Origin of the sequence: Streptomyces sp. NPDC126497 (genome assembly GCF_040302425.1) — a bacterium.
In the GTDB taxonomy this organism is placed as follows: domain Bacteria; phylum Actinomycetota; class Actinomycetes; order Streptomycetales; family Streptomycetaceae; genus Streptomyces.
In genome coordinates this window covers 1-21,878 of the sequence record NZ_JBEORT010000087.1, presented here as the reverse complement: position 1 = coordinate 21,878, position 21,878 = coordinate 1, and the positions used below count along the sequence as shown (strand labels likewise).

General features: G+C 72.5%; 18 protein-coding genes. 9 read left to right on the top strand and 9 right to left on the bottom strand.

The genetic code is table 11. The annotated features are described in order from the left end of the window. Window positions 1-258: 258 nt before the first annotated feature. Together ABTY20_RS27655 and ABTY20_RS27650 are read left to right on the top strand one after the other, a co-directional pair. Window positions 259-1,140 (top strand): NUDIX hydrolase, encoded by an 882-nt coding sequence (locus ABTY20_RS27655; RefSeq protein WP_351999770.1) that lies wholly within the window; start codon window positions 259-261, stop codon window positions 1,138-1,140. After that, window positions 1,137-1,967 (top strand): MBL fold metallo-hydrolase, encoded by an 831-nt coding sequence (locus ABTY20_RS27650; RefSeq protein ID WP_351999769.1) that lies wholly within the window; start codon window positions 1,137-1,139, stop codon window positions 1,965-1,967. Before ABTY20_RS27655 ends, ABTY20_RS27650 begins: the two co-directional genes overlap by 4 nt. 101 nt (window positions 1,968-2,068) lie before the next feature. On the opposite strand, the gene ABTY20_RS27645 is transcribed toward ABTY20_RS27650, so the two are convergent. After that, window positions 2,069-2,743 (bottom strand): Crp/Fnr family transcriptional regulator, encoded by a 675-nt coding sequence (locus ABTY20_RS27645; protein WP_006132548.1) that lies wholly within the window; start codon window positions 2,741-2,743, stop codon window positions 2,069-2,071. A gap of 335 nt (window positions 2,744-3,078) precedes the next feature. On the opposite strand from ABTY20_RS27645, the gene nth reads away from it, so the two are divergent. From nth to ABTY20_RS27630, 3 genes are all read left to right on the top strand, one after another. Further along, window positions 3,079-4,035, top strand: coding sequence for an endonuclease III (nth, locus tag ABTY20_RS27640; RefSeq protein ID WP_351999768.1), 957 nt, complete (start codon window positions 3,079-3,081; stop codon window positions 4,033-4,035). An 89-nt stretch (window positions 4,036-4,124) separates the two neighbouring features. Next, window positions 4,125-4,820: an NUDIX hydrolase gene (locus ABTY20_RS27635; RefSeq protein WP_351999767.1), complete on the top strand. Its 696-nt coding sequence runs from the start codon at window positions 4,125-4,127 to the stop codon at window positions 4,818-4,820. Window positions 4,821-4,875: 55 nt separating this feature from the next. Next, complete coding sequence (locus ABTY20_RS27630; protein WP_351999766.1) at window positions 4,876-6,075, top strand: MarP family serine protease; 1,200 nt, start codon at window positions 4,876-4,878, stop codon at window positions 6,073-6,075. A 119-nt stretch (window positions 6,076-6,194) separates the two neighbouring features. Here ABTY20_RS27630 and ABTY20_RS27625 read toward each other — a convergent pair whose 3' ends face one another. From ABTY20_RS27625 to ABTY20_RS27600, 6 genes are all read right to left on the bottom strand, one after another. Next, window positions 6,195-6,377, bottom strand: coding sequence for a hypothetical protein (locus ABTY20_RS27625; RefSeq protein WP_351999765.1), 183 nt, complete (start codon window positions 6,375-6,377; stop codon window positions 6,195-6,197). Between the two features lie 105 nt (window positions 6,378-6,482). Beyond that, a complete protein-coding gene (locus tag ABTY20_RS27620; RefSeq protein WP_351999764.1) occupies window positions 6,483-7,433 on the bottom strand; it encodes an alpha/beta fold hydrolase in 951 nt (316 codons plus the stop codon). Then, window positions 7,430-7,918, bottom strand: coding sequence for a phage holin family protein (locus ABTY20_RS27615; RefSeq protein ID WP_351999763.1), 489 nt, complete (start codon window positions 7,916-7,918; stop codon window positions 7,430-7,432). The genes ABTY20_RS27620 and ABTY20_RS27615 overlap by 4 nt, the downstream gene beginning before the upstream one ends. A 72-nt stretch (window positions 7,919-7,990) precedes the next feature. Then, the gene (gene nhaA, locus ABTY20_RS27610) at window positions 7,991-9,427 is read right to left on the bottom strand and encodes a Na+/H+ antiporter NhaA (protein ID WP_351999762.1); all 1,437 of its coding nucleotides are present in this window, start codon (window positions 9,425-9,427) and stop codon (window positions 7,991-7,993) included. 174 nt (window positions 9,428-9,601) lie between these two features. After that, a complete protein-coding gene (gene acs, locus ABTY20_RS27605) occupies window positions 9,602-11,557 on the bottom strand; it encodes an acetate--CoA ligase (RefSeq protein WP_351999761.1) in 1,956 nt (651 codons plus the stop codon). A 196-nt stretch (window positions 11,558-11,753) separates the two neighbouring features. Continuing rightward, a complete protein-coding gene (locus ABTY20_RS27600) occupies window positions 11,754-14,195 on the bottom strand; it encodes a bifunctional SulP family inorganic anion transporter/carbonic anhydrase (RefSeq protein ID WP_351999760.1) in 2,442 nt (813 codons plus the stop codon). Window positions 14,196-14,452: 257 nt separating this feature from the next. Between ABTY20_RS27600 and ABTY20_RS27595 the strand changes: the two genes are divergently transcribed. Next, window positions 14,453-15,730, top strand: coding sequence for a polysaccharide deacetylase family protein (locus tag ABTY20_RS27595; RefSeq protein WP_351999759.1), 1,278 nt, complete (start codon window positions 14,453-14,455; stop codon window positions 15,728-15,730). 3 nt (window positions 15,731-15,733) lie between these two features. On the opposite strand, the gene ABTY20_RS27590 is transcribed toward ABTY20_RS27595, so the two are convergent. Beyond that, window positions 15,734-16,714, bottom strand: coding sequence for an ATP-binding protein (locus ABTY20_RS27590; RefSeq protein WP_351999758.1), 981 nt, complete (start codon window positions 16,712-16,714; stop codon window positions 15,734-15,736). Window positions 16,715-16,815: 101 nt separating this feature from the next. Between ABTY20_RS27590 and ABTY20_RS27585 the strand changes: the two genes are divergently transcribed. Beyond that, on the top strand, window positions 16,816-17,640 hold the full coding sequence (locus tag ABTY20_RS27585; protein WP_351999757.1) for a Fic family protein: 825 nt from the start codon (window positions 16,816-16,818) through the stop codon (window positions 17,638-17,640). Between the two features lie 389 nt (window positions 17,641-18,029). On the opposite strand, the gene ABTY20_RS27580 is transcribed toward ABTY20_RS27585, so the two are convergent. Further along, window positions 18,030-18,860 (bottom strand): HAD family hydrolase, encoded by an 831-nt coding sequence (locus tag ABTY20_RS27580; protein WP_351999756.1) that lies wholly within the window; start codon window positions 18,858-18,860, stop codon window positions 18,030-18,032. Window positions 18,861-19,442: 582 nt separating this feature from the next. Here ABTY20_RS27580 and ssd point away from each other — a divergent pair. Both ssd and ABTY20_RS27570 read left to right on the top strand, forming a co-directional pair. Then, window positions 19,443-20,549 (top strand): septum site-determining protein Ssd, encoded by a 1,107-nt coding sequence (gene ssd / locus ABTY20_RS27575; RefSeq protein ID WP_351999755.1) that lies wholly within the window; start codon window positions 19,443-19,445, stop codon window positions 20,547-20,549. After that, entirely contained in the window at window positions 20,546-21,754 is a 1,209-nt protein-coding gene (locus tag ABTY20_RS27570) for a TadA family conjugal transfer-associated ATPase (RefSeq protein WP_351999754.1), read from the top strand. The genes ssd and ABTY20_RS27570 overlap by 4 nt, the downstream gene beginning before the upstream one ends. Window positions 21,755-21,878 lie beyond the last annotated feature (124 nt).

Sequence of the window (21,878 nt, the reverse complement as noted above, 5' to 3'; positions counted from 1 at the left end):
CCTTCCCCGGGCGCCCGACGCGCGGAACGGGGCCCGCATGACCGGATCCGCCGCGTTCCGGCGCCCGGCGGACCGGTGGGGCGTGGTGGCGCGGCCCGTCCCCGCGGCCCCGTGCGGGGCGCGCGTCCGGTCCGGGCGACTCCGCCCCCCGGCACCGGGCGGGTGCCGTGCGGCGGGCCGCCGTGTCGTTCGCCGGTTCCGTCGTCCCCCCTCCCCGGGGCACTCGAACATCCGCCCGTCACGGGATAGCCTCCGGCCATGGTGAATGCGCAGGCCGGCGGGGAGTGGTACCCGCCCGAGTGGCCGGAGCGGATCCGTGCGCTGGCGGACGGCGGGCTCACACCGGTCGTGCCGAGGCGCGCGGCCACCGTCATGCTGCTCAAGGACACCGGTGACGGGCCCGCCGTGCACATGCTGCGCCGACGCACGACCATGGCGTTCGCCGGCGGCGCGTACGCCTACCCCGGCGGCGGTGTCGACCCGCGCGACGACGACCGGCGCGTCCGCTGGGCGGGCCCCCCGCGCGCGTGGTGGGCGGACCGGCTCGGCGTCGACGAGGCGGGGGCCCAGGCGATCGTCTGCGCGGCCGTGCGGGAGACGTACGAGGAGGCCGGGGTGCTGCTCGCCGGGCCCACCCCCGACTCCGTGGTCGGTGACACGACCGGCGAGGACTGGGAGGCGGACCGTGCCGCGCTCGTCGCCCGGGAGACGTCCTTCGCGGAGTTCCTCGGCCGCCGCGGACTGGTCCTGCGCTCGGACCTGCTCGGCGCCTGGACCCGCTGGATCACCCCCGAGTTCGAGCCGCGCCGCTACGACACCTGGTTCTTCGTCGCCGCGCTCCCCGCGGGCCAGCGCACCCGCAACGCCTCCACGGAGGCCGACCGCACGGTGTGGATCACCCCGCGCGGGGCGGCCGCCGCCTACGACCGGGGAGAGTTGCTGATGATGCCCCCGACCATCGCCACCCTGCGCCAGCTCACCGCGTACGACACGGCGGCGGAGGCGCTCGACGCGGCCCCCGCCCGGGACCTCACGCCGGTGCTGGCCACCGCGCGCCTGGTGGAGGGGGAGATCGTGCTCTCCTGGCCGGGACACGACGAGTTCACCAAGCGCATCCCGACCGGTGGGGCCCCCGCATGACGGACGCGAGCACCCTGCCCGGGCAGCCACGGGGCGGCGCCCTCTCCGGACCCGCCACCGCGCGCGCCGTCAACGTGCTGGCCCCCAACGCCTCGGCGATGACCCTGGACGGCACCAACACCTGGATCCTGTCGGAACCGGACTCCGGCCTGGCGGTCGTGGTCGACCCGGGCCCGCTGGACGAGGGGCACCTGCGGCACGTCGTCGGCACGGCCGAGCGGGCCGGGAAGCGCGTCGCCCTCACCCTGCTGACGCACGGTCACCCCGACCACGCCGAGGGCGCCGCCCGTTTCGCCGAGCTGACCGGCACGAAGGTGCGGGCGCTGGACCCGGCGCTGCGGCTCGGTGACGAAGGGCTGGCCGCCGGGGACGTCATCACCGTCGGGGGGCTGGAGCTGAGGGTGGTGCCGACGCCCGGCCACACCGCCGACTCCCTGTGCTTCCACCTCCCGGCCGACCGGGCGGTCCTCACGGGCGACACCGTCCTGGGCCGGGGCACGACGGTCGTGGCCCATCCCGACGGCCGCCTCGGCGACTACCTGGACACGCTGCGCCGGCTCAGGTCGCTCACGGTCGACGACGGCGTCCACACGGTCCTGCCCGGCCACGGACCCGTCCTCGAGGACGCCCAGGGCGCCGTCGAGTTCTACCTCGCCCACCGCGCCCACCGCCTCGCCCAGGTCGAGACGGCCGTCGAGGACGGCCACCGCACCCCCGCCGAGGTCGTCGCCCACGTCTACGCCGACGTCGACCGCTCCCTGTGGCCGGCCGCGGAACTGTCGGTCCGCGCCCAGCTGGAGTACCTGCGGGAGCACGGCATCATCTAGCCCCCGGGGCCCCGGAGCCCTTGGAGCGCGCGGGGCGTGCGGGGCGCGCGGACACGGCGGAGCCCCGCTTCCCACGGGAAGCGGGGCTCCGGTGCCAGGGGTCAGCGGGAGCGCTTCGCGAGGCGCTCGACGTCCAGGAGGATCACCGCGCGGGCCTCCAGACGGAGCCAGCCGCGCTGGGCGAAGTCGGCCAGGGCCTTGTTGACCGTCTCGCGGGACGCGCCGACCAGCTGGGCCAGCTCCTCCTGCGTGAGGTCGTGCACGACGTGGATGCCCTCCTCGGACTGCACGCCGAAGCGCCGGGAGAGGTCCAGCAGGGCGCGGGCGACACGGCCCGGGACGTCCGAGAAGACCAGGTCCGACATGGCGTCGTTGGTCTTGCGCAGCCGGCGCGCGACGGCCCGCAGCAGTGCCGTGGCCACCTCGGGGCGGGCGCTCAGCCAGGGCGTCAGGTCGCCGTGGCCCAGACCGAGCAGCTTGACCTCGGTGAGGGCCGTGGCGGTCGCGGTGCGCGGGCCCGGGTCGAAGAGCGACAGCTCACCGATCAGCTCGCCGGGACCCACCACGGCGAGCATGTTCTCGCGGCCGTCGGGAGACGTGCGGTGCAGCTTGACCTTGCCCTCGGTGACCACGTACAGGCGGTCGCCGGGGTCGCCCTCGTGGAACAGGGAGTCGCCCCGTGCGAGGGTCACCTCACTCATGGAGGCGCGAAGCTCGGCGGCCTGCTCGTCGTCGAGCGCCGCGAAGAGCGGATTCCGCCGCAGAACGTCGTCCACGAGTTCTCTCCTTGTCGACCTGCTCAGGGGATCTTGTTCCCCCACGTACCAGGGGACCGTGGTGCCCATTTTGCCGGACGGTCCAAACAGTGTGATCTGTCACAAGGATGCCGCACGGGCCGGTCGGGGTAAGCGGCAGGGGTCCGATTGGCCGCCGGTCCTCGGGGGCCGGGGCGGATGTCGGCGCCGGGCCGTAGGCTGGCCGGGTGTCCAAATCGCCGGTGGGAGCACGGGCCGAGGGAGCTGTGCGAGTGGTGGTGCGTCACGATTCCGCTGTGGGCGAACGGAGCTCCGATGGCGGTAGGGAAACGGCGAAAACGGCAAAGAGGTCACCGTTGAAGAAGGAACCGGTGGTCCGCGCGAGCGGGGCGGACGAGGAGACGGGCGCGCCGGCGGAGAAGCCGGCGGCGAAGGGGACGGCGGCGAAGAAGGCGTCCGGAGCGAAGAAGGCGGTGGCGAAGAAGGCGGCCGGGGCCAGGAGGCCCGCCCCCGCGGGGACCGCGGCCGGGCCGGCCGGGGGCGAGTCGCGCACCGCGCTGGTCCGCCGGGCGCGCCGGATCAACCGCGAGCTCGCCGAGGTGTTCCCGTACGCCCACCCGGAGCTGGACTTCGAGAACCCCTTCCAACTCGTGGTCGCCACCGTGCTGTCGGCTCAGACCACCGACCTGCGCGTCAACCAGACGACCCCCGCCCTCTTCGCGAAGTACCCCACCCCCGAGGACCTGGCCGCGGCCGACCCCGAGGAGGTGGAGGAGATCCTGCGCCCCACCGGCTTCTTCCGGGCCAAGACCAGGTCGGTCATAGGACTGTCGAAGGCCCTGGTGGAGCACTTCGGCGGCGAGGTGCCCGGCCGGCTCGAGGACCTCGTCACACTGCCCGGCGTGGGCCGCAAGACGGCGTTCGTCGTGCTCGGCAACGCCTTCGGCCGCCCGGGGATCACCGTGGACACCCACTTCCAGCGGCTGGTGCGCCGCTGGAAGTGGACCGAGGAGACCGACCCCGACAAGATCGAGGCGGCCGTCGGCGCGCTCTTCCCCAAGAAGGACTGGACCGACCTGTCCCACCACGTCATCTGGCACGGCCGCCGCATCTGCCACGCCCGCAGGCCCGCCTGCGGCGCCTGCCCCATCGCACCGCTCTGCCCGGCGTACGGCGAGGGCGAGACGGACCCGGAGAAGGCGCGGAAGCTGCTCAAGTACGAGAAGGGCGGCTTCCCGGGCCAGCGGCTGAAGCCCCCGCAGGCCTACCTGGACGCCGGCGGCAGGCCCGCGCCGCCGCTGGGGGCCGGATGACGGAGCGGCACACGCAGGCGGCCCGCGGAACGATCTCGGGGCCGCCGGGCGTTGGACCCGTGGGACGCGACCGGACGACGGGGGTGGCGATGACGCGGACGAGCGGTGCCCAGGACGCTTCGGTGGCGCTCAGCCGGGAAGGGCTGCCCTCCTGGCTGGACCCGGTGGTCCGGGCGGCGGAGACGGTGAGACCGACACAGCTGAGCCGCTTCCTGCCCCCGGAGAACGGCACGGGGCGCCAGTCCGCCGTCCTCGTCCTCTTCGGCGACGGCGCGCGCGGTCCGGAGCTGCTGCTCATGGAGCGCGCGAGTTCACTGCGTTCGCACGCCGGGCAGCCGTCCTTCCCCGGTGGCGCCCTCGACCCCGAGGACGGCGACCCGCAGGGCGACGGTCCGCTGCGGGCCGCGCTGCGCGAGGCCGAGGAGGAGACCGGGCTCGACCCGGCCGGCGTCCAGCTCTTCGGCGTGCTGCCGAAGCTCTACATCCCGGTCAGCGGCTTCGTCGTCACCCCCGTGCTCGGCTGGTGGCGCGTCCCCAGCCCGGTGGGGGTCGTCGACCCGAACGAGACCGCGAGGGTCTTCACCGTCCCCGTGGCGGACCTCACCCACCCGGACAACCGTGCGACCGCGGTCCACTCCAGCGGTCACCAGGGCCCGGCATTCCTGGTCGAATCGGCCCTCGTCTGGGGCTTCACCGCCGGGGTCATCGACCGGTTGCTGCACTTCGCGGGGTGGGAGCGGCCCTGGGACCGGGACAGGCGCGTCCCGCTGGACCGGCGCTCATGACAGGGCATGACAGGGTGGGCGCCGTGCCCGGCCGGACGAGACGAGGCGTGAAGCGGTGAACATGCTGGACATCCTGTTGCTCCTCGCCGCCGTGTGGTTCGCGGTCGTCGGGTACCGGCAGGGCTTCGTCGTCGGGATCCTGTCGGTGATCGGCTTCCTGGGCGGCGGCCTCGCCGCCGTGTACACGCTGCCCGTCGTCTGGGACGCCATGACGGACGACGCCGAGGTCGGTACGACGGCCGCCGTCGTCGCGGTCGTGGTCGTCATCGTCTGCGCCTCCGTGGGCCAGGCCCTGACCACCCACCTCGGCAACAAGCTGCGCCGCCACATCACCTGGTCCCCGGCCCGCGCGCTGGACGCCACGGGCGGCGCCCTGGTCAACGTCGTCGCGATGCTCCTGGTCGCCTGGCTGATCGGCTCCGCCCTCGCCGGCACGACGCTGCCGACGCTCGGCAAGGAGGTCCGCGGCTCCAAGGTGCTGCTCGGGGTCTCCCGGGCACTGCCCGACCGGGCCGACACCTGGTTCGCCGACTTCTCCTCCGTCCTCGCGCAGAACGGCTTTCCGCAGGTCTTCAGCCCCTTCTCCAACGAGCCGATCACCGACGTGGAGCCCCCGGACCCCGCGCTCGCCGGCAGTCCGGTCGCCCTGCGCGCGCAGCGCTCCATCGTCAAGGTGATGGGCACCGCCCCGAGCTGCGGCAAGGTCCTGGAGGGCACCGGGTTCGTCTTCGCCGAGCGCCGGGTCATGACCAACGCGCACGTCGTGGGCGGCGTCGACGAGCCGACCGTGCAGATAGGCGGTGAGGGCAGGAAGTACGACGCCACGGTCGTCCTCTACGACTGGAGGCGCGACATCGCGGTCCTCGACGTACCCGACCTGGAGGCGCCCGCGCTGCGGTTCGCCGGTGAGGACGCGAGCAGCGGCGACAGCGCCATCGTCGCCGGCTTCCCGGAGAACGGGGCCTACGACGTCCGCGCCGCGCGCCTGCGCGGACGCATCACGGCCAACGGCCCCGACATCTACCACCGCGGCACGGTCCGCCGCGACGTGTACTCCCTGTACGCGACGGTCCGTCAGGGCAACTCCGGCGGCCCGCTGCTCACCCCCGAGGGCGAGGTCTACGGCGTGGTCTTCGCGAAGTCGCTCGACGACGCCGAGACGGGGTACGCGCTCACCGTGGACGAGATCCAGGAGGACATCGCCGAGGGCCGCGCCGCGAACCGGCAGGTGGACAGCGACAGCTGCGCCCTCTAGCTCCCGTCGTCAGCTCGAGGGCCCGTCGCCGCCTTCCCGCGGTCCGCCCGGAGGGGGCGGGCCGCGCGGTGCCGGTCGGGAGCCGTCGGGCGGGTCCCGGGGGACCGGCGTACGGGTCGTCAGCCGCGCGGGTGGCGCAGCCGGACGGAGACCCAGCGGGCCCTGCGACGGAGGATGTGCGGGATTCCCACCCTGAGGTCCGTACCCGCCATCTGTGGTGCACCGCCTCGCCGGTGGGAAGTCACACCGCCCGCCGAGCGGCGATCGCGGCTTGCGTCACTGTAGTCGTGCGTCCAGCCCATACCCCGACGTCTGCCCCCGCCCCAAGGTCGATAACCACCTCACGCGCCCCTAATTGGCCTATGCGCGGGGCAATTGGCCGATCGTCAGACAAGCGCTCGGCCGGTTCACCGATCGGGCTCCGGATCCTTCAGCCAATTGATCAGTTCGGTGGAGAAGGCGACCGGGTCCTCTTCGTGCGGGAAATGACCCAGTCCGTCGAACAGTCGCCAGCGGTACGGCGCTTCCACGTACTCCCCGGACCCCGCCGCACTGCGGGTGCGGACGACCGGGTCCAGCGAGCCGTGCAGATGCAGCGTCGGCACCCGCACCGGGCGCTTCATCCTGCGGTTGAACTGGATGCCGTCCGGACGGGCCAGGGAACGCACCATCCAGCGGTAGGGCTCGATCGAGCAGTGCGCCGTGGACGGGATGCACATGGCCCGCCGGTAGTTCTCCAGCGCCTCCTCGTCCGGCGGGCGCGGCCCGGACCAGTCCCGGACGAGCTCGGCCACCAGCGCCCCGTCGTCCGCGGTGAGCCGGCGCTCCGGGATCCAGGGGCGCTGGAATCCCCAGATGTGGGACAGGGCGGCGGACTGCCGGGCGTCGGAGAGCAGCGCCGAGCGCCAGCGCCGCGGGTGCGGCATGGACGCGACCGCCAGCCGCCGTACCAGCTTGGGGCGCATCGCCGCCGCCGTCCACGCCAGGTACCCGCCCAGGTCGTGACCGACCAGCGCGGCGTCCGGCTCGCCGAGGGAGCGGATCACCCCGGTGATGTCCAGCGCGAGGTTGGCCGGGTCGTAGCCGCGCGGTGTGCGGTCGCTGCCGCCGACACCCCGCAGGTCCATGGCGACGGCCCGGAACCCGGCGTCGGCGAGCGCCGTGAGCTGGTGCCGCCAGGTCCACCAGAACTGCGGAAAGCCGTGCAGCAGCAGCACCAGGGGGCCGTCACCCAGCTCCGCGATGTGGAAGCGGGCGCCGTTGGCGGCGACGTCCCGGTGCGTCAGTCCGGCGCCGCCGGGGATGCCGAGGCGTACGGCCGAAGCGGGTTGCGCCGGAGGGGTGGCGGGTTCCGTCATGAGGACGAGCGTGCCACAGCCTCGACGGCCCGGGGGACCCGGTCCTCGGGCAGTTCGGGGCGGGGGTGCGGCCTGGCCTTCTGCAGCACGCCGGCCGTCTCCTTCACCGAGGCGGCGACCTTCTGCGGGCCCCGGCCCTTCTTGGCCTTCTTGGCGAAGGTGATGCCGATCAGCGCGAGGGCCGCGGCGACCAGCACGTTCGCCGCGAAGGACAGCAGGAAGCAGAGGGCGAGGTTCCAGCCGCTCCAGGTGCGGATGCCGTAGGCCAGCGCGAAGTTCAGCATCGGCAGGGAGAACAGCAGCAGCAGACCGGCCAGCGTGAACGCGCCGCCGCTGGTCGCCCCCCGCTTGACGTCCTGCTTGAGCTGCGCCTTCGCCAGTGCGATCTCGTCGTGCACCAGCGCCGACATGTCGGCGGTCGCCGAGGCGAACAGCTGGCCGATGCTGCGTTCGGCGCCGACCGGGCTGCCGTCGGGTGCGCTCATCGCGGTCTCCCTCTTCTGCGTACGTCTCTGTGTCCGCGCGTACGGGTCAGTCTTTTGTACCGTCTCGTCAGATCATGCCGGACCGTCGTGCTCCTCGCCTGCCCCGCCCGCCACTTCGGCACGCGCGTCCCGCTCGGCGGACTTCTCCCGGGCGAGCCGCCGGTGCTCGGCGGCCTTCCGTTCGTGGATCTCCGCCATGCGCAGGTGGTACGCGGGGTCGTCCTGTTCGTAGACGTCCGGGACGCCGCTGTGGTCCTCGTCGCGCTCCTCCTCCTCGGTCAGCCTGCGGTACTTGGCGTTCCGTACCTTCAGCAGCACCGTCGCGACGGCGGCGGCGATCAGCGAGCCGGCCAGGACGGCCGCCTTGACGCTGTCGGTCATCGCCGCGTCGTCCTCGAAGGCGAGTTCCCCGATGAGCAGCGAGACGGTGAAGCCGATCCCGGCGAGGGCGGCCACCGCGAACACGTCCGCCCAGGCCAGGTCGTCGCTGAGCGACGCCCTGGTGAAGCGTGCCGTCAGCCACGTACCGCCGAAGATGCCGAGCGTCTTGCCGGCGACCAGTCCGAGCACCACGCCGAGCGTCTCGGGCTGGGTGAACACGTCCGCGAGAGCACTGCCGGAGATCGCCACGCCCGCGCTGAACAGGGCGAACAGCGGCACCGCGAGGCCCGCCGAGAGCGGCCGGACGAGGTGCTCGATGCGTTCGCCCGGGGAGTGCTCCTCGTCCTCGTGGCGGTGGCAGCGCAGCATCAGGCCCATGGCGACGCCGGCGATGGTGGCGTGGATGCCGCTGTTGTACATCAGCGCCCACACGACCAGCGCGAGCGGCACGTACACGTACCAGCCGCGCACGCCCTTGCGCAGCAGCAGCCAGAAGAGGGCCAGGCCCAGGGCCGCGCCGCCGAGCGCGGCGAAGTCCAGGTCGTCGGTGAAGAAGACCGCGATGATCAGGATCGCGAACAGGTCGTCGACGACGGCGAGGGTGAGCAGGAAGGCCCGCAGCGCGCTGGGCAGGGAGGTGCCGATGACGGCGAGCACGGCGAGCGCGAAGGCGATGTCGGTGGCGGTGGGCACGGCCCAGCCTGCCAGTGAGCCGCCGCCGACGCCGCTGGTGAGGGTGTAGACCAGCGCCGGTACGGCCATGCCGCACAGGGCGGCGATGACGGGGAGCGCGGCGGCCTTGGGGTCGCGCAGATCACCGGCGACGAGTTCGCGCTTGAGCTCGATCCCCGCGACGAAGAAGAAGACCGCGAGCAGCCCGTCGGCGGCCCAGTGCGCCACCGACAGGTTCAGCCCGAGGGCCTCGGGGCCGAAGTGGAAGTGGCTGACGCTCTCGTAGCTGCCGTGCAGGCCGGGCACGTTCGCCCAGAGCAGCGCGGCGACGGCGGCGAGGAGGAGCAGGACGCCGCCGACCGTCTCGGTGCGCAGGGCGTCGGCGACGTACGACCGTTCGGGCAGGGAGAGACGGCCGAAGGCCTTGCGGGGGCTGGGGGTGCGGGGGGCGTTCACGGGGGAGTTCCTCTGGTCGGCGGGCAGCACGTATCGCGTGCCGACCAGACTTCCCGGCGCCCCATGAGACAGCTTTTCGTTTAGTTTAACTAACGTGCTCCCGGGGTGCACCGGGAGCACGTCGGGGCACCCCGCGCACGGCAGCGCAAGGTGCCCCGGTCGGACGCGGTCCGCTCAGTCCTCGCCGGGCGCCTGGGGGAGCTTGGCCTGGATGAGATCCATGACCGTGCTGTCCGTCAGCGTGGTGACGTCGCCGAGCTGGCGGTTCTCCGCGACGTCCCGCAGCAGGCGGCGCATGATCTTGCCGGAGCGGGTCTTCGGCAGCTCCGCCACCGGCAGGATCCGCTGGGGCTTGGCGATCGGGCCGAGCGTGGCGCCCACGTGGCCCCGCAGCTCGCCGACCAGGTCCTCGCTCTCCGCCGCCGTCCCGCGCAGGATCACGAAGGCGACGATCGCCTGACCGGTCGTCTCGTCCGCCGCGCCGACCACGGCCGCCTCGGCGACCGACGGGTGCGAGACCAGCGCGGACTCGACCTCCGTGGTGGAGATGTTGTGCCCGGACACCAGCATCACGTCGTCGACCCGGCCGAGCAGCCAGATGTCGCCGTCGTCGTCCTTCTTGGCGCCGTCGCCGGCGAAGTACTTGCCCTCGAACCGCGACCAGTAGGTGTCGATGAACCGCTGGTCGTCACCCCAGATGGTGCGCAGCATCGACGGCCACGGCTCGGTCAGGACCAGGTAGCCGCCGCCGCCGTCCGGCACCTCGTTCGCCTCGTCGTCGACGACGGTCGCGGAGATTCCGGGCAGCGGGGTCTGGGCGGAGCCGGGCTTGGCGTCGGTCACGCCCGGCAGCGGGGAGATCATGATGCCGCCGGTCTCGGTCTGCCACCAGGTGTCCACCACCGGGGTGCGGTCCGCGCCGATGTTCTTGCGGTACCAGATCCACGCCTCGGGGTTGATCGGCTCACCGACCGAGCCGAGCACCCGCAGCGAGGACAGGTCGAACTTCGCGGGGATGTCGTCGCCCCACTTCATGAACGTGCGGATCGCGGTGGGCGCCGTGTAGAGGATCGTCACGCCGTACTTCTGCACGATCTCCCAGAAGCGGCCCTGGTGCGGGGTGTCCGGCGTGCCCTCGTACATCACCTGGGTGGCGCCGTTGGCGAGCGGCCCGTAGACGATGTACGAGTGCCCGGTGACCCAGCCGACGTCGGCCGTGCACCAGTACACGTCGGTCTCCGGCTTGAGGTCGAACACGGCCCAGTGCGTGTACGCCGTCTGGGTCAGGTAGCCGCCGGAGGTGTGCAGGATGCCCTTCGGCCTGCCCGTCGTGCCCGAGGTGTAGAGGATGAACAGCGGGTGCTCGGCCGCGAACGCCTCCGGGGTGTGCTCGGCGCTCTGCCGCTCGACCAGGTCGTGCCACCACACGTCGCGTCCCTCGGTCCAGGCGACGTCCTGGCCGGTGCGGCGGACGACGAGGACGTGCTCGACGTGACCGGCCTTGCCGACCGCCTCGTCCACGGCCGGCTTCAGCGCGGAGGGCTTGCCGCGCCGGTAGCCGCCGTCGGCCGTGATGACGACACGCGCGTCGGCGTCCTGGATGCGCGTGGCCAGCGCGTCCGCCGAGAAGCCGCCGAAGACGACGGAGTGGGTGGCTCCGATGCGGGCGCAGGCCAGCATCGCGACCGCGGTCTCCGGGATCATCGGCATGTAGACGGCGACCCGGTCGCCCTTCCGGACCCCGAGCTCCAGCAGGGCGTTGGCGGCCTTGGAGACCTCGTCCTTGAGCTGGGCGTAGGTGAGGGAGCGGCTGTCGCCCGGCTCGCCCTCGAAATGGATGGCGACCCGGTCGCCGCGCCCCGCCTCCACATGGCGGTCCACGCAGTTGTAGGCCACGTTGAGCTCGCCGTCCGCGAACCACTTGGCGAACGGCGGGTTCGACCAGTCCAGGGTCTCGGTGGGCTCCTTGGCCCAGTCCAGCCGGCGGGCCTGCTCGGCCCAGAAGCCGAGCCTGTCAGCCTTGGCCTGTTCATACGCCTCCGCCGTGACGTTGGCGTTCGCGGCCAGGTCGGCGGGGGGCGAGAAGCGACGCTCCTCCTTCAGGAGGTTGGCCAGGCTTTCGTTGCTCACGGCATCTGCCTTTCCCAGGGTGTCCGTTGTGTCCCAGGCCACAGCTCATCAGACCCGAGGGTGCGCTGACAAGGGCCGACGGAAAATTGGTTTAGACCTATCGGGCGGGGTGGTGCGGTGTGCGCCACCCCTTCCCACGGAGCCCGGAGCGAGCCGGTTCAAGGGGTGTCACACCTCTCGCGCCCGGACGGGTCCCTCACATCGCCGGCTCCGCGGACCTGATCCTGTCGAACACCGGCTCCCCTTCCCGCTCGGTGAGGAGATACGCCTGGGCCTCACCCACGTGGAAGTACATGCCGTGCAGCTCCAGGACCCCGTCCCCCAGAGCCCGGGTCACCGATTCATGGGCGCGCAGATGCTCCAGCTGCTGCACCACGTTCGTCAGGCAGAGCTGCTCGACCGCGTCGGCGGACGCCCGCCCCGCCAGCCGTGACGGGGGCGTGCTGCCGTCGTCCATGCGCTCCAGGCTCGGCCGGCCGTGCCGCAGCCAGCGTCCCAGCGGGGTACGGGCGCCGTCCGGCTCGGTGTCGAGCAGTGCCTGCATCGCACCGCATCCCGAGTGCCCGCACACCGTGATCGACCGGACCGCCAGCACCTCCACGGCGTACTCGATCGCGGCCGCCACCGAGTCGTCGCCGCTCTCCGCGCCGGGCGGTGGCACGAGGTTGCCGACATTGCGCACCACGAACAGATCCCCCGGGCCGCTGGCCGTGATCATCGAGGTGACCACCCGCGAGTCGGCGCAGGTGAGGAACAGCTGAGTGGGCCGCTGTCCCTCACGCGCCAGCCGGGCCAGCTCCCCGCGCACCAGGGGAGCGGTGTTGCGCTGGAACACGCTGATGCCGCGCATCAGCTCATGCCCACCGGTGCCGGCCCGCCCGGGCCCGCCTTCGTGGGCTCTGCCGCCCCCGCCCACCGCCTTCCTTCCGCCGGCCGCGCCCGGCCGCGGGCCGCCGTCCGGCAGGGTGCCCGGGCGTTCGCACTGATGGTTGCGCCAGGCCGTCCAGGGCCGGCAGCGGCAGTCGGTGTCGGACGCGCCGGTCTCCTCGCTTCCGCCCGGCGGGTGCCCGGAGGCGAGGGCGGCGGGTTCGGCGATCCGGACTCCGGCGCGACGGCCGGTGATCTCCACCGTGCCGCCCCGCGCGGTGTGCGTGCTCTGCCAGTCCTGCAGCGCCTCGTAGGCCGCGTGGTCCATGAAGGAGCCGTCCAGCGCCACCACCACGCCGGAGCCCTGGGGCACGAGGTGCAGGACCCGGCTGAGCCGTGGCACCGCGAGGAACGTCAGCTGCCCTCGCACGTGCACGTGGTGGACTCCTTCCTCCTCCCGGTGCGTGATACGGGTGCGGGTGAGCCGGTGCAGGGCCACACCGAGGGCGACGGCGATGCCCAGCGCCACGCCTTCCAGGACGCCGAAGGAGACCACGCCGAGGGTGGTCACGGCGTAGACCAGGACTTCGCGGTGGCGGGTCACCGTGCGGATGTGGTGCAGGGACACCATCTGGATGCCGACGGCCATCACCAGGGCGGCGAGCGAGGCGAGCGGGATGAGCTCCAGGAGCGGGACCATCAGCAGCGCGGCGATCACTACGAGAACGCCGTGCAGCACCGTGGAGTTCCGGCTCACGGCACCCGCTTTGACGTTCGCGGTACTGCGGACCGCCACTCCGGCCACCGGCAGTCCGCCGAGCGAGCCGGAGACGATGTTGGCCGCGCCCTGCCCGAGCAGTTCACGGTCCAGGTCGGACCGTCCGACAGGGCCGGGGCCGGGGCGGCCGGACACCAGCTTGTCCACGGCGACCGCGCCGAGCAGCGACTGCACGCTGCACACCAGCGTGGTGGTGAGGACGGCGGCGGCGAGGCCGAGCACGGGCCCCTCGGGCAGCCCGGCCAGGGCGTGGTTGCGCCAGGACGGCAGATCCACCTTGGGCAGGACGAGGCCGGCCGCGGCGGCGACCGCGGTGGCTCCGGCCACGGCGACGAGCGCGGCCGGGACCATGCGCAGAACGCGCCCGGCGCGGCCCGGCAGCCGGGGCCAGAGCAGCAGCAGGGCCAGTGTCAGCAGGCTCACCGACAGGGCCTCGGGGCGCAGGCTTGCCAACTGGGCGGGAAGAGCCCGGAGGTTGTCGGGGACGGAGCTCTGCGGGGTGCCCCCGAGGACGATGTGCAGCTGGGCGACGGCGATGGTGACGCCGATACCGGCGAGCATGCCGTGCACGATCGCGGGGCTGACGGCGAGCGCGCCGCGCGCCACGCGCAGGCAGCCGAGGCCGAGCTGGGCGAGTCCGGCGAGGACGGTGATGGCGCAGGTCGTCCGCCAGCCGTAGCGCTGGATGAGGTCGGCGGTGACGACGGTGAGTCCGGCTGCGGGACCGCTCACCTGGAGCGGGGAGCCGCCGAGCCGTCCGGCGACGATTCCCCCCACGGCGGCGGCGACCAGGCCGGCCTGGAGCGGCGCGCCGGTGGCGAGGGCGATGCCCAGGGACAGCGGAAGGGCGATCAGGAAGACCGCGGTCGCGGCCGACAGGTCGGCGCCCGCGAGGCGCGGGCGCGGGAGGCGGGCCCGCGGTGGGCTGTGGGGCGGGTGGGCGCGCTCGGTCCGATCCGAGTCGGCGGCGCGGGCGGGAACGCACGCTGACATGGCTTCCCCTCTCTCAATTCCCTCGGGTAGTGACAATCAGTAAACAGATCGTAATTGAGAGTAAAAGACTGGCATAGACTTTCCGGGCAAATGGGTGAATCAGTCACCCCAAAGAGTGGCGTAGTCGTTTCATCGGCTTGTCGTATTAATTCCTTCTGTCTTCCGTGCGACTTTGACGGCGCTGTCGGCAGGGACCGGCACAGCACCAGACAGAGCCCTCATCGAGCTCGGCCCGAGAGAAGGAAGAAGGTGGGCGGATGGCCGCCACCCACAGGATCGCCACGGGCACCGTGATCGTCGCCGTCTGCGTCGCCTCGCTCGCCGGCTGCGGGACCGGCACCGACGGCGACGGCGACGGCGACCGGGCCCGGGAGCAGAAGAAGGCCGAGCCGGCCCCCGCGCCGAAGAACGTCGTCCGGCTGATCGGCGACGGCTCCACCGCGTACACCGGGGCGCAGCCGCACCTGCCCCGGCCCGAGCGGCTGAAGCCCGGTGAGAAGCCCCCGCAGTTCGTGGTCTTCTCCTGGGACGGCGCGGGCGAGGACAGTCAGAAGCTCTTCTCGTATTTCCGCAAGGTCGCCAAGGAGAACAACGCGACCATGACGTACTTCTTGAGCGGCGTGTACCTGCTGCCGGAGGAGAAGAGGGATCTGTACCGCCCGCCCCAGCACTCCCCGGGCCGCTCCGACATCGGCTTCAACGATCCGGAGGGCATCGCCGACACCGTGAGGCAACTGCGTCTCGCCTGGCTCGAGGGCAACGAGATCGGCACCCACTTCAACGGGCACTTCTGCGGCAGCGCCGGCGGGGTCGGGGAATGGTCGGTGGCGGACTGGAAGGACGAGATCGCCCAGGCCAAGCGCTTCGTGAAGACCTGGAAGACCAACACCGGCATGAGGGACGCGGCACCGCTGCCCTTCGACTACGACAGGGAGCTGATCGGTGCCCGCACCCCCTGCCTGGAGGGCCGGAAGAACTTCATGAAGGCCGCCCGCGACCTGGGCTTCCGTTATGACACCAGCGGGGTCAACAACCAGGTGTGGCCGAAGGAGAAGCAGGGCCTGTGGGACCTGTCGATGCAGCTCGTGCCCTTCCCGGGCCACTCCTTCGAACAGCTGACCATGGACTACAACTTCATGGTCAACCAGTCCGGCACCACCACCCAGGGCGACCCCGCCGAGCACGAGAGGTGGGGCGACCAGATGCGGGACGGCCTCCTCCAGGGATTCGAACGGGCCTACAGGGGCAACAGGGCGCCCCTGATCATCGGCAACCACTTCGAGTCCTGGAACGGTGGAACCTACATGCGGGCCGTCGAGGAGGTCATCGAGGAGGTGTGCACCACGTCCGACGTGCGCTGTGTCTCCTTCCGGCAACTGGTGGACTGGCTGGACGCACAGGACCCGGCCACCTTGGAGAAGCTGCGCACGCTGGACGTGGGCGAGGCCCCGAGGGAGGGCTGGAGGTCCTTCCTGTCCGGCGGTCCCGTACCGGCCCCCAAGGGGGTGCCCGGAGCCCCGGGGGCGAAGCGGTGAGCGTCAGGCGGGCGCCGTGACGTCCTCGCCGAGCACGAAGCCGGGGTCGATCTGGGCCGACAGGTCGACCCCGGTGCGCTCGTCGCCCCACGACCGGGCGTTCTTCAGGTGGAAGTGCGCCATCTGGCGGGTGTAGCGCTCGGGGTCGCGCGACGCGTACGTCGCGTCGGCGGCCGAGTGCAGCAGGCGCAGCGCCTGCCGGTTGGGTTCCTCCAGGAGGTCGAACCGGGGTGGACGGCCCTTCTCCATGGCCCGGACCCACTCCGAGTGCCCCACTGTCACCAGGAGGTCCTCCCCGGCCTCCGCGCGGAGGAAGTCGAGGTCGTCCGGGCCCTGCACCTTGTTGCCGACGACCTTCAGGGTGACGCCGAAGTCGCGGGCGTACTCCTTGTACTGGCGGTAGACGGAGACGCCCTTCCGGGTGGGCTCGGCCACGAGGAACGTGATGTCGAAACGGGTGAACAGGCCGGAGGCGAAGGAGTCCGAGCCGGCCGTCATGTCCACCACGACGTACTCGCCGGGGCCGTCCACCAGGTGGTTCAGGCACAGTTCCACCGCTCCGGTCTTGGAGTGGTAGCAGGCGACCCCCAGATCGGCGTCGGTGAAGGAGCCGGTGACCATCAGACGGACGGCCCCGCCGTCGAGTCCCACCGGACGCGCACAGGCGTCGTAGACCGGGTTGTCCTCGCACACCCGCAGCAGCCGGGAGCCCTCGCCGGGAGGGGTGGTCTTGATCATCGTCTCGGCGGACGCGATGCGCGGATTGGTGCCGCGCAGGTACTCCTTGATCAGCGGCAGGCGCTCGCCCATCGAGGGCAGTGCGGCCGCCTCCGCCTCGTCGAGCCCCAGTGCGGCCCCGAGGTGCTGGTTGATGTCGGCGTCGATCGCGACGACCGGGGCGCCGACGGCCGCGAGATGACGGATGAACAGGGAGGACAGGGTCGTCTTTCCGCTGCCGCCCTTCCCCACGAAAGCAATTTTCATGTTCACCAAGCGTAATGGAATGATAGCCGTGGGTGGCGAACGGGCGTGAAGAAGACCACTCCATCGTGGGGTGGGCGCCCCGGGTGCGTAGGGTCGTACTCATGAGTACGACAGGCGCGACCGCCGACCCGCTCGCCGCTCTGGGTTCCCTGCCCGGGGTGGCCGACTCCGTGGAGTCCGTGCGCAAGGCCGTGGACCGGGTGTACGGGCACCGGGTCATGCGGCGGCGCAGCAACGAGATCACCTCCGAGGCGGCGCTGCGCGGCGCCCGTGGTTCGGCGGCGCTGTCGGGTGCGGACTGGGCCCTGGAGGAGGTGCGCCGCCGCAGCGACTTCAGCGGCGACGGCGAGGCGCGCACGATGGGTGCGGCGCTGCGGCTGACCGCCGAGGCGGGACAGCTGCTGTCCATCTGGCGGCAGTCGCCCCTGCGGGTCCTGGCCCGGCTTCACCTGGTCGCGGCGGCCGACAGGGCGGAGCAGGTCGGGCGGCCCCGGCAGGCGGGCGAACCGGTCGACGAGCCCTTCATCGGACTCGGCCTGCCGGGCGCGGCGGAGGCGCACGGCAGGCTGGAGGGGCTGTCCGGGCTGATCATCGCGGGTGGTTCCGCCCCCGCGCTGGTGACCGCCGCCGTCGTACACGGCGAGCTTCTCGCGCTGCGCCCCTTCACCTCCCACAACGGTCTGGTCGCACGTGCGGCGGAACGCATCGTCCTGGTCGGCAGCGGCCTCGACCCCAAGTCGGTCTGCCCGGCCGAGGTCGGTCACGCCGAGCTGGGACGGGAGGCCTACCTGGAGGCGCTGGAGGGGTACGTCTCGGGTACCCCCGAGGGCGTGGCGGCCTGGATCGCCCACTGCGGACGCGCGGTCGAGCTGGGGGCGCGCGAGTCGACGGCCGTGTGCGAGGCGCTGCAGCGCGGGGCCGCGTGACGAGGGGCCGGACGGGGCGCCGCAGAGATGCGGCGGTACGAGTGCTCGTACCGCCGCTGGCACGCCCACCGTGTTACCAAGCGTCCTCGATATGTGCCCATCAGGCCGGGGACTTTGCCCGTCACCTGGTGCGGCTGGCCCGTAATCGACGGGTCGACGTCGCGTGGGTTCCCGGTGGTCATGCTCGGTCCGTGGGGCCACTCATGCGTTGGTGAAGGCTTTCCTCTCGGATGTCCTTGGTCTCGCGGGCCGTTGAGTCCTTTGTACTCCGGCTTCGGGACGATCGGAAGCCCTGGCTCCACTTCTTTACTTTTACCCTCAAACAGGTATGGGCCGGACACGCGTGGTGAGCGGCCGGCCCTGGCCGGGGCGGCTCGCGCGGGAGGCGGTCAGGCCGCCGCGCGGCGGCGGCTCGCGTACCAGACGAGACCCGCGGTGGCGGCCGCGGCGCCTATGGCGGCCGCCGCGACCAGGGCGGGGCGCGGCGGCACGGAGAACGCGGGGAAGCGCTGCTTGAGCCGGACCGGGCGGTGGAAGTCGAGGATCGGCCACTCCCGCGCGAGGGCTTCCCGACGCAGTGCCCGGTCCGGGTTCACGGCGTGCGGGTGGCCCACGGACTCCAGCATCGGCACATCGGTCACCGAGTCGCTGTAGGCGTAGCAACGGGTCAGGTCGTAGCCCTCCGACTCGGCCAGCTCCCGGACCGCCTCGGCCTTGGTCGGACCGTACGCGTAGTACTCGACCTCGCCGGTGAAGCACCCGTCGTCGCCCACGACCATACGGGTGGCCACCACCCGGTCGGCGCCGAGCAGTTCGCCGATCGGCTCGACCACCTCGGCGCCCGAGGTGGACACGATCACGACGTCGCGCCCCGCGGTGTGGTGCTGCTCGATGAGGGTGGCGGCCTCGTCGTAGATGATCGGGTCGATCAGGTCGTGCAGCGTCTCGGCGACGATCTCCTTGACCTGCTGGACGTTCCAGCCGCGGCACAGCGCGGACAGGTACTTGCGCATCCGCTCCATCTGCTCGTGATCGGCGCCGCCGGCGAGGAACACGAACTGGGAGTACGCGGTGCGCAGGACCGCCCTGCGGTTGATCAGGCCGCCTTGATAGAACGACTTGCTGAACGTGAGCGTGCTCGACTTCGCAATGACCGTCTTGTCCAGGTCAAAGAAGGCGGCTGCGCGGGGCATCGAGTGGTTTTCCACGTTCCTGAGCATAGGTGCAGCCCATTCGGCGTAAGGTGGGGCGTGTGGGTTTGCCTGAGAAGGCTCTCGGGTACACCATGGAAGTCACGGATCGTTCGCGACCGTGCTAACCCGGTCCGACTCCTCCCCCCCCGAGTCGGCCGTGGGGACGACCCCCGCTCTCCCCCCCGGCGGGGGTCGTCGCATGTCCGGGTGGGTTTTCCGCGTTCTCCTCGTGGCCGGCGTGCCCGGCCGGTGCCGTGCCTCTGGCTACTTGTCATGCGCATGAATGGTTACCCAGGGTAGCCGTCGGACTGCTCTGCGGGAGTCGCACAGGAGGTGTGCGGGACTCACCGGCAGGGGTGACCGAGATATTCACAGCCGTCGACGGGTCCACAGTTTTCGACCAAGATCCACATGTTTTTCCGGACTTCCGCATCGTGATTCCGACGCGTCCCGCTCGCCATGAGTTCACACCCGGATCCGTTTGTCGGGTCGCGTACGGCCGGTTTCCGCCGGCCGTCCAAAGGAAGGCCGCTCGTCGGCTCTTCGCACGTCTGGGAATCGCGGAGCCGCAAGGGGGCTGCGCGAGAGATGCGGCAAAGGGGAACGAACATGTCCGGAACCATCACCCACGGTCCGCCGCCGGCCACCGGAGGAGACCGACCGGGCGCACCGCTGATCATCACCGAGGACACCGGGCTCCTCGACGACCTGCTGCGCCTGTGCGCGGCGGCCGGCGTCACACCCGAGGTCCATCACGCGGTGCCGGAACCGAGGGGCGACTGGGAGGCCGCACCGCTCGTCCTGGTCGGGGACGACGCCGCGCGGCGGGTGCGTGGCGCGGCGCGCCGCCCGGGAGTGGTGCTGGTCGGCCGCGACCAGGACGACTCCGGGGTCTGGCGACGGGCCGTCGAGATCGGCGCCGACCACGTCCTGATGCTGCCCGACGGAGAACAGTGGCTGGTCGACCGCATCGCCGACGTGGCCGAGGGCGTCGGGCGGCCCGCCCTGACCGTCGGCGTCATCGGCGGCCGGGGCGGTGCCGGGGCGTCCACGCTCGCGTGCGCACTCGCCGTCACTTCCGCGCACGAGGGACTGCGCACGCTCCTCGTGGACGCCGATCCGCTGGGCGGCGGACTCGACGTGGTCCTCGGGGGCGAGACGGCCAAAGGGCTGCGCTGGCCGGCGTTCGCCGCGTCGCACGGCCGGGTCGGCGGCGGCGCCTTGGAGGAGTCACTGCCGGAACTGCACGCGCTGCGGGTGCTCAGCTGGGACCGCGGCGACTGCCTCGCCGTACCGCCCAGGGCCGTACGCGCGGTGCTCGCCGCGGCGCGGCGCGGAGGCGGCACCGTCGTGGTCGACCTGCCGCGCCGCGTCGACGACGGGGTCGCCGAGGTCCTCGCCCAGCTCGACCTCGGGCTCCTCGTGGTCCCCGCGGAACTGCGCGCCGTCGCGGCGGCGGGCCGCGTCGCCTCCGCCGTGGGCATGGTCCTGCGTGATCTGAGGGTGGCGGTGCGCGGACCGTACGCGCCGGGGCTGGACGACCGTGAGGTGGCCCGGCTGCTCGGGCTGCCCCTCGCGGGAGACGTGCCCCTCGAACCCGCCCTGCAACGACCGTACGGGACGGGACGGCCGCCCGGAGCCTCCGGCCGGGGCCCGCTGGCCCGCTTCTGCAGGCAGTTCTGGGAGCGGGCGCTGGTGGAGGCGAGGGCGGCATGAGGGGGCCGGTGACGAGCGGAGCGGTCATGCCGCCCGGGATGCTCGACGGGGTGCGGCGGTGGCTGGCCGAGAGCGGGGCCGAGCCGACGCCCGCGCGGGTGGCGCAGGCGCTGCGGGACCAGGGGCGGGTGCTCGGGGACGCCGAGGTGCTGGGAGCGGCCGAGCAACTGCGGTCCGAGCTGGTCGGCAGTGGGCCGCTGGAACGGCTCCTGTCGGACCCCTCGGTGACCGACGTGCTGGTGTCGGCGCCGGACCGGGTCTGGGTGGACCGGGGCGGAGGACTGGAACTGACCGAGGTGTCCTTCCCCGACGAGACGGCCGTACGGCGTCTGGCGCAGCGGCTCGCCGCCGTGGCCGGCCGTCGCCTGGACGACGCCCGGCCCTGGGCCGACGCACGGCTGCCCGACGGGACCAGGCTGCACGCGGTGCTGCCCCCGGTGGCCGTCGGCGGCACCTGTCTGTCGCTACGGGTCGTACGGCCGCGCGCCTTCACCCTCGACGAGCTGGTGGCGGCCGGGACGGTCCCGCCGGGCGGCGACCGCGTGTTGCGGGCACTGCTGGACGCACGGCTGTCGTTCCTCGTCAGCGGGGGGACCGGCAGTGGCAAGACCACCTTGCTGAGCGCGCTGCTGGGGCTGGCCGGGCCCGACGAGCGCATCGTCCTGGCCGAGGACTCGGCGGAACTGCGCCCCGACCACCCGCACGTCGTGCGCCTGGAGACCAGGCCCGCCAACCAGGAGGGCGCGGGCCTGGTCACCCTCGAGGACCTGGTGCGGCAGGCGTTGCGGATGCGGCCGGACCGGCTGGTCGTCGGCGAGGTGCGCGGCCCGGAGGTGGTCCATCTGCTGGCGGCCCTCAACACCGGCCACGAAGGCGGCTCCTGCACGGTCCACGCCAATGCCGCCGCCGACGTGCCGGCCCGGCTGGAGGCGCTCGGCACGGCCGCCGGACTCGACCGGTACGCGCTGCACAGCCAGCTGGCTGCCGCCCTTTCGGTGGTGCTGCACCTCGTACGCGACCGGAGCGGGCGGCGGCGGATCGCGGAGGCGCACGTACTGGAGCGGGACCCGTCGGGGCTGGTGCGGACGGTGCCGGCGCTGCGGTGGGGCCCGCAGGCCTTCACCCGTGAGCGGGGATGGCAGCGGCTGCGGGAGCTGCTTCGGTGCACGACCGCCGGCGGACCGGGAGAGGGAGGTGCGGGATGAACGGGGCGGCCGGGATGTCGACGGGAGCGGCCGTGGCGTGCCTGGGGACCGCGGCCTGGCTGCTGGGCGGCCGGCCCGCCGGGGCCGGGCGGGCGAGGCTGCTGCCGGCGGGCGGGGGCGGGGC